21 protein-coding genes are annotated in these 16,446 nt (G+C 34.3%); all 21 read left to right on the top strand.

Annotated features, from left to right (window positions below; translation table 11 throughout):
• Positions 1–373: DUF1642 domain-containing protein (locus tag EVI01_RS14170; RefSeq protein WP_146811707.1), on the top strand; the 373-nt coding region annotated here is incomplete at its 5' end.
• On the top strand, positions 370–564 hold the full coding sequence (locus EVI01_RS12145; protein WP_010752304.1) for a hypothetical protein: 195 nt from the start codon (positions 370–372) through the stop codon (positions 562–564). The genes EVI01_RS14170 and EVI01_RS12145, both read left to right, overlap by 4 nt.
• A gap of 246 nt (positions 565–810) precedes the next feature.
• Positions 811–1,278, top strand: coding sequence for an ArpU family phage packaging/lysis transcriptional regulator (locus EVI01_RS12140; RefSeq protein ID WP_010752303.1), 468 nt, complete (start codon positions 811–813; stop codon positions 1,276–1,278).
• Positions 1,279–1,882: 604 nt separating this feature from the next.
• Positions 1,883–2,719, top strand: coding sequence for a phage terminase small subunit (terS, locus tag EVI01_RS12135; RefSeq protein ID WP_010752302.1), 837 nt, complete (start codon positions 1,883–1,885; stop codon positions 2,717–2,719).
• A complete protein-coding gene (locus EVI01_RS12130; protein ID WP_010752301.1) occupies positions 2,709–4,124 on the top strand; it encodes a DEAD/DEAH box helicase family protein in 1,416 nt (471 codons plus the stop codon). Before terS ends, EVI01_RS12130 begins: the two co-directional genes overlap by 11 nt.
• A gap of 11 nt (positions 4,125–4,135) precedes the next feature.
• Positions 4,136–5,665, top strand: a complete 1,530-nt coding sequence (locus EVI01_RS12125; RefSeq protein WP_010752300.1) for a phage portal protein — start codon at positions 4,136–4,138, stop codon at positions 5,663–5,665.
• A gap of 91 nt (positions 5,666–5,756) precedes the next feature.
• Entirely contained in the window at positions 5,757–6,635 is an 879-nt protein-coding gene (locus tag EVI01_RS12120; RefSeq protein WP_010752299.1) for a minor capsid protein, read from the top strand.
• Between the two features lies 1 nt (position 6,636).
• Entirely contained in the window at positions 6,637–6,954 is a 318-nt protein-coding gene (locus EVI01_RS12115) for a hypothetical protein (protein ID WP_010752298.1), read from the top strand.
• On the top strand, positions 6,914–7,084 hold the full coding sequence (locus EVI01_RS12110; protein ID WP_261766400.1) for a hypothetical protein: 171 nt from the start codon (positions 6,914–6,916) through the stop codon (positions 7,082–7,084). Before EVI01_RS12115 ends, EVI01_RS12110 begins: the two co-directional genes overlap by 41 nt.
• A gap of 2 nt (positions 7,085–7,086) precedes the next feature.
• Positions 7,087–7,701 (top strand): capsid assembly scaffolding protein Gp46 family protein, encoded by a 615-nt coding sequence (locus tag EVI01_RS12105; protein ID WP_010752297.1) that lies wholly within the window; start codon positions 7,087–7,089, stop codon positions 7,699–7,701.
• 14 nt (positions 7,702–7,715) lie between these two features.
• Positions 7,716–8,606, top strand: a complete 891-nt coding sequence (locus EVI01_RS12100; protein WP_010752296.1) for an SU10 major capsid protein — start codon at positions 7,716–7,718, stop codon at positions 8,604–8,606.
• Positions 8,607–8,628: 22 nt separating this feature from the next.
• The gene (locus EVI01_RS12095; protein ID WP_025480731.1) at positions 8,629–8,844 is read left to right on the top strand and encodes a hypothetical protein; all 216 of its coding nucleotides are present in this window, start codon (positions 8,629–8,631) and stop codon (positions 8,842–8,844) included.
• Positions 8,845–8,855: 11 nt separating this feature from the next.
• On the top strand, positions 8,856–9,197 hold the full coding sequence (locus EVI01_RS12090) for a hypothetical protein (protein ID WP_010752294.1): 342 nt from the start codon (positions 8,856–8,858) through the stop codon (positions 9,195–9,197).
• The gene (locus EVI01_RS12085) at positions 9,197–9,568 is read left to right on the top strand and encodes a hypothetical protein (RefSeq protein ID WP_010752293.1); all 372 of its coding nucleotides are present in this window, start codon (positions 9,197–9,199) and stop codon (positions 9,566–9,568) included. The genes EVI01_RS12090 and EVI01_RS12085 overlap by 1 nt, the downstream gene beginning before the upstream one ends.
• On the top strand, positions 9,561–9,956 hold the full coding sequence (locus EVI01_RS12080) for an HK97 gp10 family phage protein (protein ID WP_010752292.1): 396 nt from the start codon (positions 9,561–9,563) through the stop codon (positions 9,954–9,956). The genes EVI01_RS12085 and EVI01_RS12080 overlap by 8 nt, the downstream gene beginning before the upstream one ends.
• Before the next feature lies 1 nt (position 9,957).
• On the top strand, positions 9,958–10,335 hold the full coding sequence (locus EVI01_RS12075; protein WP_010752291.1) for a phage tail terminator family protein: 378 nt from the start codon (positions 9,958–9,960) through the stop codon (positions 10,333–10,335).
• Positions 10,336–10,953, top strand: coding sequence for a major tail protein (locus EVI01_RS12070; protein WP_010752290.1), 618 nt, complete (start codon positions 10,336–10,338; stop codon positions 10,951–10,953). It begins immediately after the preceding gene.
• Positions 10,953–11,294 carry a phage tail assembly chaperone G gene (gene gpG / locus EVI01_RS12065; RefSeq protein WP_010752289.1) on the top strand — a complete coding sequence of 114 codons (342 nt, stop codon included), beginning with the start codon at positions 10,953–10,955 and terminating at the stop codon, positions 11,292–11,294. Before EVI01_RS12070 ends, gpG begins: the two co-directional genes overlap by 1 nt.
• A 241-nt stretch (positions 11,295–11,535) precedes the next feature.
• Complete coding sequence (locus EVI01_RS12060) at positions 11,536–14,325, top strand: phage tail protein (RefSeq protein ID WP_025480730.1); 2,790 nt, start codon at positions 11,536–11,538, stop codon at positions 14,323–14,325.
• Complete coding sequence (locus EVI01_RS12055; protein WP_010752287.1) at positions 14,315–15,055, top strand: hypothetical protein; 741 nt, start codon at positions 14,315–14,317, stop codon at positions 15,053–15,055. The genes EVI01_RS12060 and EVI01_RS12055 overlap by 11 nt, the downstream gene beginning before the upstream one ends.
• On the top strand, positions 15,052–16,446 hold a 1,395-nt coding region (locus EVI01_RS12050; protein WP_186808778.1), incomplete at its 3' end, for a phage tail spike protein. The genes EVI01_RS12055 and EVI01_RS12050, both read left to right, overlap by 4 nt.

Raw genomic sequence — 16,446 nt, 5'->3', positions numbered from 1 at the left:
TGTAATCGTCACGCTGATTATCCTTTCCATGCAAAAAGGGACAAATGTACAAGAGTGTTTAGAAATGGCATACAACGAAATCGAAGGACGCACAGGAAAAATGGTAGATGGTGTATTCGTGAAGTCGAGTGATTTGGAGGACGGCTACGAGGTTGAGAAAGAGCCGTTGTATGAAGTTATTATTGGTGACTTATATCTTATCAAGAAATTTAATAACAGAAATGATTTCTGTTTTGATACTAGCTGCTCGCTGTGTACTTGGGAAAAATCTGCTTATCAGCTAACAGAAGCGGAAATCAAGGCAATAGATGAGAGATTCTGGGTGTTTGCTGTACCAGTGGAAGAAGGATTAGAACAGGAGGAAGCGGAATGATTATAACAGTAAAAGAGCTGCTAGATGTGGTTGGTGCTGGAACGGCTTTTTTGGTTCGTACAGCTAATCAAGGTGAGTGCATTAATTATTCTCGTGAAGAGGTTTTTGGACGTTTTTCACATAGAGATGTTTTTGAAATACGTTGCGAAGATACTGATGAGCTAGTTGTTGTGCTGGAGGAAGAGGAATGATCTATCCTTTTATCTTTATTGTACTTTTCATTGCCATGTTAGTAATCATACAAGAGGGGAACAAGAAATAATGGGAAAGACGAACAATAAATTCTGGCCAATTTTTATTAAATAGTCAAAATCGAACGAAATGTTGTTGTGGAAAAACAATTGTATGGAAAAATAGAAAATAAAAAAGCCGGATTCCTCCGACTATGCTTAATAATTCTGACACAATTATTATATCATAAATGGAGGAATCAATGGATGGTACTTTTCGATGTAAAGAAGTATGAGACACCAGAAGCAAAAGATGTGGATATGGAACGCACAAAACATAATGTTGGTGTTTTCCTTTCAGCATATCTGTCAGCTAGATGTAGGGTAGGTCAACCTCGTGAGCCTAAAGTAACAGCATCTTACTCCTTGGTTCCACCTTCTACAGCAAATAATACATTTGAAGCAGAACGAATGGTGATTGAAAAAGAAGAAGCGCAAGAAGAATTTGAGTATTTGCATAAACTATTTATTCGTGGCTATTCTGTGATTCAGCATCCGCATAAACCTGATGTAACGGAAAGACGAAAAAAGATATTCTATGATCGTTATATCAACGGTATGTCGATTTATGTAACTGCTCAAAGAAATAATACGAGCGAGGAATCTGTAAAAGCTGAATCAAACAAAATCATCATTCAATTTGCTTCTTCCTTAGAACTGGTTGCTTTTAAGTAACCAGTTTTTACACTTTTTATACCCATTTGCTACCTAAATGCTTTCCTTTTTATACCTTTTTTATACCAATCAACTACCTAGTAAATGATTTATTATGATAGTGTCGAAAGATTAGGAAACAGGACTTCGACAAAAATAATTTGAAGGGAGGAAATCTCCCTCATCGTTTGAATTAAGCTTTGATAGACAGCAACCAAACAAAAATACAGTAAAGGAAGTGGAAACGCTCCTTACCTATGTTTTCTCTTGTTTGTTTCAACTGGTTGCTGTCTGTTTATATTATGTCGCTGTGGCGGAACAGGTAGACGCAATAAAGGATGAATAAGAGTAATCCATGCAAGGTGCAAATCCTTGCCAGCGACTTTGGGTTTACGGTGATCCACAAACTGCCAGTCAGTAAAACCGAATGACAACCGAGGAGGACGGCATAAAGGGCGAGAAAACACATATTTTTTCGTGTGTAGGTTGTTTGAAAGAGCTATAACTGCATCTCATTTTTGAGGTGTAGTTGTTACATATGAGATCACTCGTTGAGTGGTCTTTTTGTTTTGAAAAATAGAAAAACAAAACTCAACCTAAATGAATGTGAGGTGGTGTATATTGAATGGCAAGAAAACGTGATCCAAGACGTGATGAAGCCAAAAGAATCTGGTTAGAATCCAACGGAGAAAAGCAATTAAAGGATATTGCATCAGAATTAAATGTTTCAGATTCTCAAATTAGAAAATGGAAATCGCAAGACAAATGGAGCGCTGAATTGAAAGGTGATGTTACCATTGGCAAAAGTAACGTTACCAATCAAGGAGGCGCTCCTTTTGGTAATCAAAATGCCAAGGGGAATAAAGGCAATAGCCGAGCATCTCCACCAGTAGGGAACAAGAACGCTTTGAAAACTGGCGAGTATGAAACTATATTTTACGAAACATTAAGCGATGAAGAGAAGGACATCTATTCTAATTTGAATAATGATACTTCTTTTGTTTTGTCTGAGGAAATACGGTTGCTAAAGATAAGACAGTTGCGAATGATGAAAAGAATACAGCAAGCCGAGGCTGGTTTAAACGATGAAGAAATCGAACGTCTGCAGCAGTTAAGAAAAATCAAAATGCCGATTGAAAAAGACGATAGAAAGTTAGAAATCAAACGGGAGGTTATGCAAGATGTTCAAGTTAGTAGAAAAACACATCGCAAAATTGATGATATTCTTTCAATTGAAGATTCATTAACTCGGATTAGCAATCAATTAGCTAAAGCCATTAAGCAAATGAATGAACTATATATAACGGATTACAAAACTGATTTAATGAAAGCACAAACCGAGAAAATTCAAGCTGAAATAGCAGATATTGGCGGTAATAATTCTGGTGAAGAAGTGGAAGAATGGAAGCAAGCAGTTTTAAATGCAGCAAATAAACGGGTGGTGAGAGAGAATGAGCAGTGATTTTATTCCTTTTGCTGATATAGGTGCTGCGATTGATTATTACTATGATAAGCCAGTAGCTTTTTGCCAAGATATATTGCGGTTAGATCCTGATGAATGGCAGGAAAGTGTTTTGAATGATTTGGCTGAATTTCCAAAGGTTTCAGTTCGTTCTGGACAAGGTGTTGGAAAAACAGCGTTAGAAGCAGGAGCAATACTTTGGTTTTTAACTTGTCGACCATACGCTAAAGTGATTGCTACAGCGCCAACCATGAAACAACTTTACGATGTGCTTTGGGCAGAAGTAGCTAAATGGCTAAATGATAGCTTGATCAAAAACTTACTGAAGTGGACAAAGACCAAAATTTATATGGTTGGTGATTCAGAGCGTTGGTTTGCTACAGCTAGAACAGCAACGAAGCCAGAAAATATGCAAGGTTTTCATGAGGACCATATGTTGATTGTTGTAGATGAAGCTTCTGGTGTATCTGATCCAATTATGGAAGCTATTCTTGGTACGCTATCAGGTTTTGATAATAAGCTATTGATGTGTGGAAACCCAAATAATATTGAAGGTGTTTTTTACGATTCCCACAATTCAGACCGTGATAAATACAGAGTCCATAAAGTATCTAGTTACGATAGTAAACGCACAAACAAAGACAACATAGAAATGATTCTTAAAAAGTATGGAAAAGAAAGCGATGTTGCTCGTGTCCGTATTTTTGGAGAATTTCCTAAAGGTGCGTTGGATTCATTTATCAGTCTTGAAACGGTTGAACTGGCTACAGAAAAACAAATTAGTGATTCTTTAGTCAATAAAACAACGGTTGCTCATATAGGTGTCGACGTAGCTCGGTATGGTGATGATTCTACGATTCTTTTCCCTAGAATTGCTACTAGGGCATTAGAGTATGAGAAATATTCAAAACGTAGCACCATGGAAACAACAGGATATGTCATCAATATGGCCAAGAATCTAATGAGTCAATATCCAAGTATTGATAAAGTGATGATTAAAGTTGATGACACTGGTGTCGGGGGTGGTGTAACTGACCGCCTAGAAGAATTAATAGAAGACAATCAGTATCCTTTTGAGGTGTTTGGAGTGAATAATGGTTCAACATCAGAAGACGATTTTTACGATAATTTAGGTACTCAACTATGGGGAAACATCAAGGAAATGTTAGAAGAAAATATGACAGCAAATCTTAACGGTGAACAACCGATTATTGAATTGCCTGATGATGGATTGTTAATCAAAGAATTAAGTACTCGTAAATTCAAAATGACGAGTAGAAGTCGTATTCGTTTAGAAAGTAAAGATGATATGAAAAAGCGAAATATTGGTAGTCCCGATATCGCTGACGCACTGGCTTTAGCGTTTTATGAGCCACCAAGTCATTATCAATTTATTCAATTTTAGGAGGTGAGCTTTTGATTAGTACAGTATTGTCTTTAGAGAGATATAAGAAGCTACGTGTTAAATATGCAACACAAATTGAAGATGGAATGTTTGATCCGAATGGTTTTATAGAAGACATGAAACCATTTTTTGATGATCGCGAAAGAAAATATCTAGCTTATACTAGCGAAAAGAATGAAATAGACAATAGACCTAAGCCTAATACTGATATTGTAAAAGTTAATAATAAACTTCATGCTGGTATGTATTCAATTGTCGTAGACCAAGCAGTCAATCATTTTACAGGCATACCTATCAAATGGGATTACGATATATCTGAACAAAAGAGAACGCTCATTCAAAGATTAAAAGATAAATTCTTAAAAAATGAAACAGAGCTTCCAACAGCTCCAGAATCTTTTAACAAATTAACAAGCAATCTTGATTCCATGAGATTTGCAATGCTTGATCCTGAGACAGCCACTTTCCAAGGTGCATGTGGAGTAGCTTTCCGATTGTTAGAGCCTGTGGAAGGAGATGATGGTTGGGAGTTAAGAGCAAGCAATATTGAGCCTTGGAGAGCTGAAAGATATGGAAATGCTGGAATCTATATTAAAGAAAAGTATGACTCTTATCAGAAAAAGTTTTTCCAAGAAATGAAAGTTATAACTAGAAATGAAATTACGACATATGCTTGTTATGGTGATTTAGATTTTATTACTAACGGAACATTCAAAAAAATCGATGAAACAAAAAACCCTTTAGAAGTGATTAATTTGTCCGAATTTAAAAACAATACAAATCGTTATTGTGATTTTGAAGTAGCTGAGGAAATTGGAGATGCGATTGATCGTGCTTTGTCTGATCAACAAAACGAAATCGAACAATTTAAGCTTGCGTACATGCTTGTTACTGGTACGACAATGAGCAAAGACACTGCTAAAGAAATGATGAATCAGCTAGGGATTATTAACTTAAAAGACCCTACAGCAAAAGCAGAATATGTCACCAAAGATTTAGCGAAAGATTTCAATGAATATCATATGGATCTATTGAAAAAACAGTTTTACACCATTTGCAAAGCAATCGATTTTAACGATGAGGTGTTTAAATCAAACAGTTCTGGAGAAGCTCGTAAGTGGCAAATCATTAGCCTAGAAGCAAAAACAAATACTAAAGAGCAATATTTTAGAGAAGGACTGAAAGAATGCGCAGAAACAATTGCTGCTTTTCTTAAGTTTCATGACAAAGTAGAAATTGAGCCAGAAAAAATTATTTTTACTTTCTCTAGATCTTTGCCAACTGATTTAAGTTATTTAGCTGAAGCTTTACCTAAGCTTGCACCTTATGTATCCAAACGAACCATTCAAAGACAAATTCCATTTGTGACAGACGTTGATTATGAAAATGAAATAATGGAGTTGGAAAATGGAAATGCTTATCCAGATAGTGAATACAATTTTGGCGGAGGTGGCAATAGTGACGATAGAAACGAAGTATTGGACCAAACGTCGAGAACTGGAGGATCAAGCAAGGCTCAAACAAGAAAATCAGACACTTAAAAAATTAACTAGTGTATTTCCTGAAGCGCTGAAAGAGATACAAGAAAAACTATTATCTCAAGCAGACTTACATGATATTACTTATGCTGAAATGATGGAGTTTTACAGCAAAAGTGATCAAAAAAAATATCGTGAATATGTGGAAAAAAATTACAAATCTCTCAAAATGTACGATTCAAAATACAAAGAGTTTATCGATGAATTTTTTCCATCTTTTGATTATGCAAAGGTTAATCGTTTGCTACAGATACGTTCTGATATCTTTAAAATCCTTGCATACCATGCAATAGATGTAGACGTGAACAAGTATTTTTCAGATCGATTGGAAGAGATATTGCAACGTTCATATGCTTCAAATGCAAATGTGTTATCGCAATTGCTGAATGTTGATTTGCCGAATTATTTATCCCAAGTGGAATTAGAGAGTTATCTAAACTATCCTTGGTCGGGTAAAACCTTTTCTAGGAGGCTTTGGGGAAATATTTCATCACTCGAACAGAAACTCTCCAATGCTATTGTAAAAAGTGTTGCTAGTGGAGAAGGCGTTATACACGCACTAAATACCATGCGAACAGACTCAGAAATTTGTGACATGTTTAAGTTAGAAGAATCAAAGTATAACAAAGCGATAGAAAATCTCGTTCGAACGGAGTATGCAAAATTTGCTCAAGATGGTATTGAAAAATCATATTTAGAAACAGGTATTGAGGAATACAACGTTTTAACTGCAAAGGATGAGAGAGTTTGCCGAATTTGTGGAGGAAAGGCAAGTAAGAATCCCTATAAACTGAAAGATACTGTCATAGGTGAGAATCGAGCACCTTTTCACAGTCGTTGCAGATGTACGGATGTTCCTAATTTACCAAAATTAGGAAAGGATATTGATGAAGAATATGACCGATTATTTGGCGATTTATTAGATGAGTTTGCACATGATTCTTTTGGAATTAATTTGAAACGGAGGAAGTAGAATGAAAGATTTTCATGAAGCAGTACTAATAATTAATGTAAATGCTGATATCGCAGAAGCCTACAAAACAGCTATTGAGTCTGAGAACCATCCTAATGGCTTGAGAGATCATTGGAATGGCAATTATGCCTATGTTGTTATTGGCAATCAAATTGTTAATTATCAAGAGAATACTCCAGTTGATAAGAATACCGTTAATTTAACGATTCAATTATTATCTCATACATTACCAAATTTAAAAGAAACAGTTAATTGGTATGAAAAGATGGGGTGTATTGTTGTTAGAACTGACTACAAAGAAGGAAAGTCTAGTAATTAGGCTTTTTTATTTTGTTCGAGATGACGTTAAACTAGCGCAATACTGGGCTTGGTTGAATGGTGGGGCGCAACTATTAAAACTCAAAGCAATGCGGGGCGTGAAAACGAATCGTGGGGCGAAAGGAGAATAAGCATGAAACACAAATCATTAATACCAATAAATTTGCAATACTTTGCCGAAGGTGACGATCCACAGTTTTCTTTTGAGGATTTCAAAACTTTTGCGGAATCTAATGAAGAAGCTCAAAAATTTCTTCAGTCACAATCTCAAAGTGTTGCTGACAAGCAATTGGAAGCTTGGAAACAAAATAACCTAGATAAAATTAAACAGGATACAATCAAGGAGTATGAGGAATCCAAGAAAAACAAGTCACCTGAACAAATTCAACTTGAGAAATTACAAGCTGAATTCGAAGCTGAGAAAGCTTTACGTGTGACAAGTGACAACAAAGCATTTGTTGCTGAACAAATTGCTGGACTAGAACTAGATGGAGAGTTAAAAGATTCTATTTCTCAATTTATGTTAAATAATCTTGTTAGTTCTGATACAGAATTCACTAAAAAAGCTGTGGAAGGTTTTACTAACGTTTTGGAATCTATTAAAGAGAAACATTCCGAAGAAATTAAAAGTCTAGAAATGCAGACAGCATTTGGTACGAAAAAACAGCAACAAACAACTGATAATACACAAGAAAATATTGATGATCCAATGGGTAAGTTAGGCGAAATGCTACAACAATTTAATTAGGAGAGTGACAAATTATGAAAAAAACATCTTTAAATAATTTAGAGTATTTGGATATTTCACCAGCGATTAATGCTATGCAAGTACCAAATACACCTTTTTTAAGCTATTTACTTGGTGCTGGAAAGACAGAGCAAGCAAACTCTACAGAAATTAAATGGCGTGAATATGATATCAATAACGATGATTCTTCTGAAAAGCTTGAGGGCGGAGATTATCCAGATGCTGAATCAGGTAGAACTTGGTTTAACAACTATACTGAAATTTTTAGAAAATCTACTTCTGTATCTGGTACATTAGATGCTATTAATGTGAATGGTGTCGGAAACGAATTAACTAATCAAGTAGCACTACGTGGTATGGAAATGAAAATTGATTTGAACCGAAAATTGATTACTGGTGTAAAAGCTGATGAAAATGGTTCTAAGGGTCGTCGAATGAATGGAATTTTGAACTTGATCAATTCAGCAAATAAGGCAGAAACAGCCACTGCGGGTGCAGTAACAAGAAAAGATATCGATACTTTATTTAAATTGATGTATGAAAAAGGTTATATGGGAGAAAAACTATGCTTGATTTCTCCAGATATGCAGGAGTTAATGACTGATGAGTTAGATGGAAAATCAACAAAAATTGTTCAGTTCGGGGAAAGAGTAACTTTTGGATTGCAAATTGGAAATATCGTGTCCAATTACGGTACAGGTATTGCTTTACTGGAACCATCATTGCCAAAAGGAACAATTGCCGCAATCGATACTAATTATGTGAAACTACGTCCATTACGTGAATGGAGAGCAGAAGAACTTGCAAAAACAACTGATTCAAGACGTATCGGTCTTGTAGGTGAATACTCGCTTGAATACAACGCTTCAAACTCTGGGGCAAATTTAAATTTAAAGTCTGAATAAATGGGAGTTAGTACTCCCTTTTTTGATAGGAGGAATTACAGTGGTAAAAAAAGATGAAACTAAAAAAGATGAAGTCGTGAAATATAGAGTAGGTAAAACTAAAAATTTTGTTGGGTTTGTTCATCCTAAAACTCGTAGATTTATCACAGCAGATTCAAATAACGAATTTATCATTTCTATAGATGATAAAGAAGCAATTGCAATTTTGGAAGATGCAATTGATGTTAATAGAATTTAGGAAGTGATCTGATGGATGAATCGCTAAAAACGGAAATCATTGAGTCTACAAAAGAAGAATTTCCAGATTTGAGTGAAGAACGCATAACTAATTTATTAGAAATAATTTTGCTGGAAATTGAATCATACAATAGTTGTAAAAATGTTATTTCATGGGAAAAGTTAAAAAACGTGATTAGTGAAGTGTTGTATCAAATAATAAAAAATGAATCAGAAAAAACAGTATCTTCAGTTAGACGTGGCGATACGACGATTAGTTATGCTTCAACAGCAAATGCTGTTAGTGAGTTACTTCTAGGATATGGTGATTTGATACGAAGAGTTATTGGTTGTGGAGGATTGGAGTTTTTTTAATGAATGAAGCAGATATTTTAGAAACTACTTACGAAGATAGTTGTATTATCGAAAGACTAATGGACATTGAAGATTCTAATACAAATATTACTATTCAAGATTACAAAAAAGTATATGATAATCCTATTTCTTGCGCTCTTTCACAAGGTCAAATCGATGGACTAGCAGTCATAGAAGATGGAGAGATGGTAAATGTTTCGACTGACACATATAAATTATTTGTTCATCCTAAGATTAAACTAAAAAAAGGAGATCGAATAACAATAATTCAAAAGGCTAGTGGCTTAATTTTTTCTCTATTTGCTACTAAGCCTTTTTACTATCCTAGTCATTGTGAAGTAAATTTGATAGGAAGTGAAAAAAATGGGTGATCTCAAATATGAATCTAATGCAGAAAAGATCATTGAAAATTTTAAAAATATGACTGTAATTGCTCAAAAAGAAGGAATATCTTTTGTAAATGATTCGCTGAATAAAGTTGTTAGCCTAGCTAAACCTTTAACTCCTGTAAAATCAGGTGATTTAAGACGTGGTTATCGAGTAGTAAAAGCTAGGAAGCTTTCAACTGGTCGTATTGTTGGAGCAGTTATAAATAATGAACATTACTTTAAGTATGTGGAAGAAGGACACAGGACTAAAAATGGTGGATTTGTAAAAGGACGGTTTATGTTGACCCGTGCAACGAATCTTGCAAATATGTCTTATATTCCTCGAAGATTTAAACAAATGGCAATAAAAATCGTTAAGAAAGGAAAGTAACATGAAAGATAAAATCATTGCTGAAATCAGTAGTAAATTAAAAGAAATATATCCAGATGGGACAATATATCTTGATTCAGTTATGCAGTCAACTAAAGATTTTTACTTTGTATTATCCGTAATGGAATCTGGGACTGAAAATGTAGGGATTGATGTTCAAAATGTTTCTTTCTTAATTGATATTGCATTGATTGATAATAAATCTGATAAAAAATTAGTGAATGAATTAGTCTCACGCTGTGGGGCTTTTTTTAATACGATTACAATTGATAGTCAAACACTATTTCCAGAAAACTATTTACCTGATGAAACAGATGGTGTTCAACACATTCGCTTTACATTAGGATTTCCACAATATATTGAATGGAGTGAAAAATAAATGGGAGAAAAAAGAAGTAAAACTGGAATTATTTCTGTTGAAAAACCTACTTGGTTTCCTTTGAAAGATGAGACAGGAGAACTTCCAGTATATAATACTGCAATGACGATGGGAACAGCAGTTAGTATCAAACCTACAGCTAATTACGAAACAACACAAGACTATGGTGATTCAGTTGTTCAAGATCAATTCACTGCGTTTGGTGGTGCAGAAGTTGAATTAGAAGCAAATGGGTATAGTCATAAAGTTTTAACAGCAATCACTGGAGGAAAACTTGTCAAAGGTGGTGCGTTGCGCTCTGGAGAAGATATTGCCCAAGATGGGGCTTTTGCATATCGGCGTAAAAAGTCGAATGGAAAATATCGTTATACAGTCTTTTATAAAGGGCAGTTTGCTTTAGATTCAGATGAAACTTCAACTATTGAAGGAAGTAAAGTAAGTTTTACTCATCCAACTTGGAAGGGTTCATTTGTAGATGTACCAGGACTTGGATATATGTACTCAGTTGATGAAGATGATGAAGGCGTTGATCAAACAATGATCGAAAACTGGTTTACAAAAGTAGCAATTCCAATTGAAGAAGCAGAACAAGAAGAACTTGCAGGAGGTAAAAAATAATGTCTAAATATCAAACGACAATTAAATTAATGAAAAAAAATGAAGATGGAAAATATAAACAAGTGCAATTCAAATCTGCTGAGTTCCTACCAGGTCCAGTTGTAGAAGAAGCGGCAGAAGTGATGGAAGGAATGCAAAATGCTGTAGATGGAAAATCAGTATCAGAAGCATTAAGTCGAGCGTATTCATTTATTGCAGATACTTTGTTTGAAGGACAGTTCACTGGTGAAGATTATCGTCAAGGGATCGATGCTCGAGAAATTGCTCCATTGACAGGCAAGTTATTAAAATCTGTTACCGCAGGCTTTGATGAAACTTATACAGAAACGAAAAAAAAGTAAGCGAAGCTCTCAAATATCCTTCTTTTAAACATTCGATTACTTATCGAGAATTAGATTTAAAGACGCAATTACTCGAAGCAGGTTGGATGTTACCAGAAATTGAACGTACTGACTTTGATGAGTTAATGCGTCTTTTTGCTTTTCGAGATGCAGTAAAAGAGCATGAGGATGTTGAGTACTACGATAACTTCACCCAATTTTAGGAGGTGATACTTTGAATAACGATGACCTAATTCTGAAGATGATATTAGATGAATCAGGTTTTACTGCTGGCATGAATAATGCTGTCAAAAAGCTAGGTTCTTTTGATGGAACTATCGAAAGAACGAGTAGAAAAAGCGGCAGTTCATTAGGTAGTATTTGGAAAGTATTTGCTGGTAGCTTTCTAGCCAGTGGAGTGACTAGAATTGTAGGAGCTGGTTTTGATCTAATTAAAGGTTCCATAAGTGGGGCAATTGATCGAGTAGATACGATGAATAATGCTCTACGAAATTTCCAAAACATGGGATTCAGCAATTCAGAAATTATGAAGAATATCGGAAAGAATGGGCTTTTATCTCAAGGTATTCAAGGACTTCCTACCGCTTTGAATGATGCGATAAGTCATGTACAACTTCTTGCTTCTTCTACTGGGAACTTGACTCGTTCGACTCAAATATTTAAAGCATTAAATGATGGGATTCTCGGGTTTGGTGGTTCAACTGATCAAGTAAATGAAGCTGTTATTCAGCTATCTCAAAGTTTCTCAAATGGAAAAGTAGACGCACAAACTTGGAATTCAATGATTAATGCTCAACTTGGTCCTACTCTATCTGCTATCGCTAAAAAGATGGGAATTACAATGGGAGAGCTTAAAGAAGGGTTGTCTCAAGGTAAGATTTCTGTTGAAGAGTTCCAAAATCAATTAATAGAAATGGATACTAAAGGTGGCGGAGGACTTAAATCATTAAATCAAATTGCAAAAGATTCAACTAAAGGGATTAAAACCTCTATCCAGAATGCCAAAACAGCTGTTACTCGTGGTGTTGGCAAAGTAATAGAAGGATTAAATAAAGCCCTAGTGGATGCTGATTTAGGTGGATTTAAGGGGATTATTGATAAAGTTGGAAGTTCCATGGAATCTTTTTTGAAAGTAATTGCTGCAAATATTCCTACAGCAGTATCATTTTTAGGTGATTTATTTAATGCAGTTCAAAAATTTGGTTCTGCTTTGAAATTTATGCTGCCATTTCTTGTTCCAGCAGCTACCGCTTTTGGGGCATTTATGTTTCAACTTAAAGGAATACCAGCAATTATAAAAAGCTTCAATAATTTTAAGAATGCCATAATCGGTGTTGGAAATTCAATAAAAATTATGGGGGCTATAGCCGCCGCAAATCCGTTTGTTTTGATTGTTGGAGCCGTTGTTGGAGCGATTGCTGTATTTGGCTATTTTATGGCAACCAACGAAGAGGTTAGAAACAAAGTTATATCCGTTTGGAATGATGTAAAAGATTCCGTACTTGGTGTATTAAAGAATATAAAAGATTGGGGAATTGATACTTGGAATTCTGCTAAAGAAATGGCATCAAATGCTGTTGAGAGTGTCAAGGATGCTTGGTCTGGAATAAAGGAATGGTTTTCAAATACTTGGCAAGGCATTAAAAATGGAGCAACAGGTTTATTTGATAAAACAGTAGAAACATCTATGAATGCGGTTGATAGTGTAAAAAACGCATGGTCAAATACAAAGCAATGGTTTTCTGATATTTGGCAGAGCATAAAAGATTCAGCAACTGAAAAATGGAATGAAATTAAAGGTTCTATCATGGAAGTTGCTGGTCCATTGATTACAGGTTTAAAGAACGCATTCTTGCATGTCACTTTTTATTTAGAGACCTTATGGAATAATCTAGTTGAGATTGGTAAAAATGTTTTTGAGATTTTAAAAAATGTTATACTTGCGCCAGTTTTGTTTATTACCTCCATAATTTCTGGTGGATGGGAAGAAACAAAAAACAACATGATTGGTGTATGGAATAATATTAAAGAAAGTGCTCTAAATATTTGGGAGTCTATAAAAAATATTTTTGTTAGTTACATTACAAATATTTATTTTGCTGCGCTTAATATTTGGACAGGGTTCAAACTTACTTTGATAAACATTTGGAATGAAGTAGTAAGTCAAGCTAAATCAATTTGGATTAATGTAAAATACTTTTTTATTAATCTTTGGATTGACATTAAGTATTTTGCTATTCAAAAATGGATTGAATTAAAATTCGGGATTATTCAAACTTGGATTGATTTAAAATATAATGCTATTACTACTTGGAACAATATTAAACAGTTCTTCAAAGATACTTGGCAGAACATTAAAGATATAGCATACAATACATGGATTTCTATAAAGAATTCCATGATCAATACTTGGAATAACATCAAGGAATCTTTCTGGAATATTGTTACTGGAATTGTTAACTCCGCTGAAAATGCATGGACTAATCTAAAAAATGGTGTTTCAAAAGCAATTAATCGGGTGAAAGAAATCTTTGATTCATTAAGGGAAATCAATTTATTCGAAATCGGTAAGAATATCATTGATGGACTTATCAATGGTGTAGTAGAAAAATGGAATGCATTGAAAAAGACTATTAAAGGAATAGCTGGAAGTATCAAAGATTCTATTAAGGGTGCATTAGGTATTCATTCTCCATCTAGATGGATGAGGGATATGGTAGGTAAAAATATTGTTCAAGGTATTATCGTTGGTATTGATAAAGAACAAAGTAAATTGGATCAGACAATGACTGATTTAGTGAGAACTCCATCCGTTCAACCAGTTGTTACAGGGTCTAATAGTCAACCAGTGGTGCAAACTAAACAAAATACATCTTCTAATTCAATGAGTGAAATTCACTTGCATTTAAATGTTTACGGAGATCTACCTGATTCGATGATCAAACAAATAGCCAAGAAAATGAAAACAGAATTGACGAGACAAATGAAACGAGATGCTGATGCAGTAGGAGGAACGTTATATGCAACTTAAAAGAGGACAATTTTTTATTAATAAACACTATTCTTCTGAATTTAACGTATATATTAAAAACCGACCTATCTCTGTCTCAGCCAGTCGAGTGATTGAATTGAGAGAGCGAGAAGGTAATGATTCCATCATTATTGACAAAGCTTACTATAAAAACGTTACTAGAAAGATTGAATGTTACTACAAAGCACCATCTATTGAGTTGGTACAAGAGTGGGAAGATCGAATTACTGAATGGCTAGATATGTCCACTTATAGTGATTTTATTCTTTACTATGATCAACAATATATTTATCAGGCTATAGTAACAGAGGCCCCTGAATTTAAAGGAACAAGAAAAACAGGACATATTGTTCCTTTTGAGTTTACAGTGAGTATTCGACCGTTTAAAGAAAATTATAGTGGGCGATGGAGTATTCGAAAAACAGAAGCTTTTGCGTTGTTCAATCCAGAGAAGTATTCTTCAAAACCGCTTATTAAATTAAGTGGTTCGGGAGATGCTTCTTTTTATATCAATAAAGATAGATATGATTTGAAATTGTTAGATAGAGAATTATTTATAGATTCTAAACTAGAGGAATCTTATCGAAAGCTAGATGGTCATTTAGAACATCAAGATTATGTCACTTTATTTTTAGATTTTCCATTTTTATATCCTGGAAAAAATGAAATCAAATGGACGAAAAATATTTATTCGTTTGAAATAATACCTAGGTGGTGGAGAAAAGTATGAGGCCAAGAATATATAGTCCTACTGAGACAGACTTTTCCACGAATGGCTTAGGAATTTTAAAGGACTGTACAAGATGTGAAGTATATGAAGTAGCAAATGGAAAATATGAATTAGAGTTAGAATACCCTTTAGGAACCCGATTTGACGATTATTTTGAAAATGACTACCAAATAAAAGCAAAGCCAAATGATCAAGAAGCGTATCATATCTTTTTTATTGATGATAAAGATATTGATACTTTTCTTGATACAGTTACTATTTATGCTCAAAGTCGTACAAATAGACTTGGAAGGCGAGCAGTCACTTTTGTTGAAGTAGATTCCAAAACAGGACAAGAAGCTATGTCTATTATTGAAAATAACATGGATAAAAAATCGGATATACGATTATATTCTGACATTACAACTGTTTCAAGTACAACTTTTGAAGCAAGAAATATTTTAAATTGTATTGCTGGTGAACAAGGATCATTACTTCAATATTGGGGTGGAGAAATTAAACGTGAACCATTTAGCCTTTCTTTGTTAAAGCGGAGAGGTCGTAACAATATTGGAACGATTCGTTATGGAAAAGATTTATCTGGATTGAAGGTTAAGTTGGATTGGACGGGTGTTAAAACAAGAATTATACCTTATGCCGATCCTCAAAGTGATACAGGTACAACTAGCCGAATTTATGGCTCGCCAGTGGATAGCGAATACATTAATAATTATCCTGATGTATATACGGAACACATTCAATTCACAGAAGAGCAAGGGGTTAAAGACCTTAATAGTTTAAATAAAATAGCTAAGAATTATTTTAAAACAATTAATCCAGGTTGCGATAAACCAAAGATTTCGATCACTGTTGAATTTGATAAACTAACCGATAGTGAAGAGGCAAAAGAATTTGCCAAAATAAGGAATTATGGCTTATTTGATACATTTAAAATTTATCATCAAAAATATAAACTTTATTTTGAATCGAAAGTTAGTGCTGTTCAGTATGATGTGTTATCTGAAAAGACTTTAAAATTGGAAGCTGGCGATACACAAGTTGCTTTCTACCAACAACAAGCTGCAACTATTCAAGATAAATTAAAAGATTATGCGACAAATAATTACATGAGTAGTTTTAATGATTACGTTTCTTCTATGATCACAGGCCAAGGGAGTGCAGGAGGTTATGTTGTTTTATGGCCAAAAGAAAAGCCCTCAAACATATTCATTATGGATAATCCTGATTTAGAGAAAGCAAAAGAAGTGTTACGAATGAACAAAAATGGGATCGCCTTTTCTAAAAATGGATGGAACGGACCTTTTAACTCAGCTTGGACACTGGATAGTATATTTAATGCTAATTTTATTCAAACAGGAATTATTAAAGCTGATGTTTTTGAAAACTCTTTT

Origin of the sequence: Enterococcus villorum (genome assembly GCF_007990225.1) — a bacterium.
GTDB lineage: Bacteria > Bacillota > Bacilli > Lactobacillales > Enterococcaceae > Enterococcus_B > Enterococcus_B villorum.
Note: the sequence above shows the minus strand (reverse complement) of the source record. Positions and strands in the feature narration are given on the sequence as shown.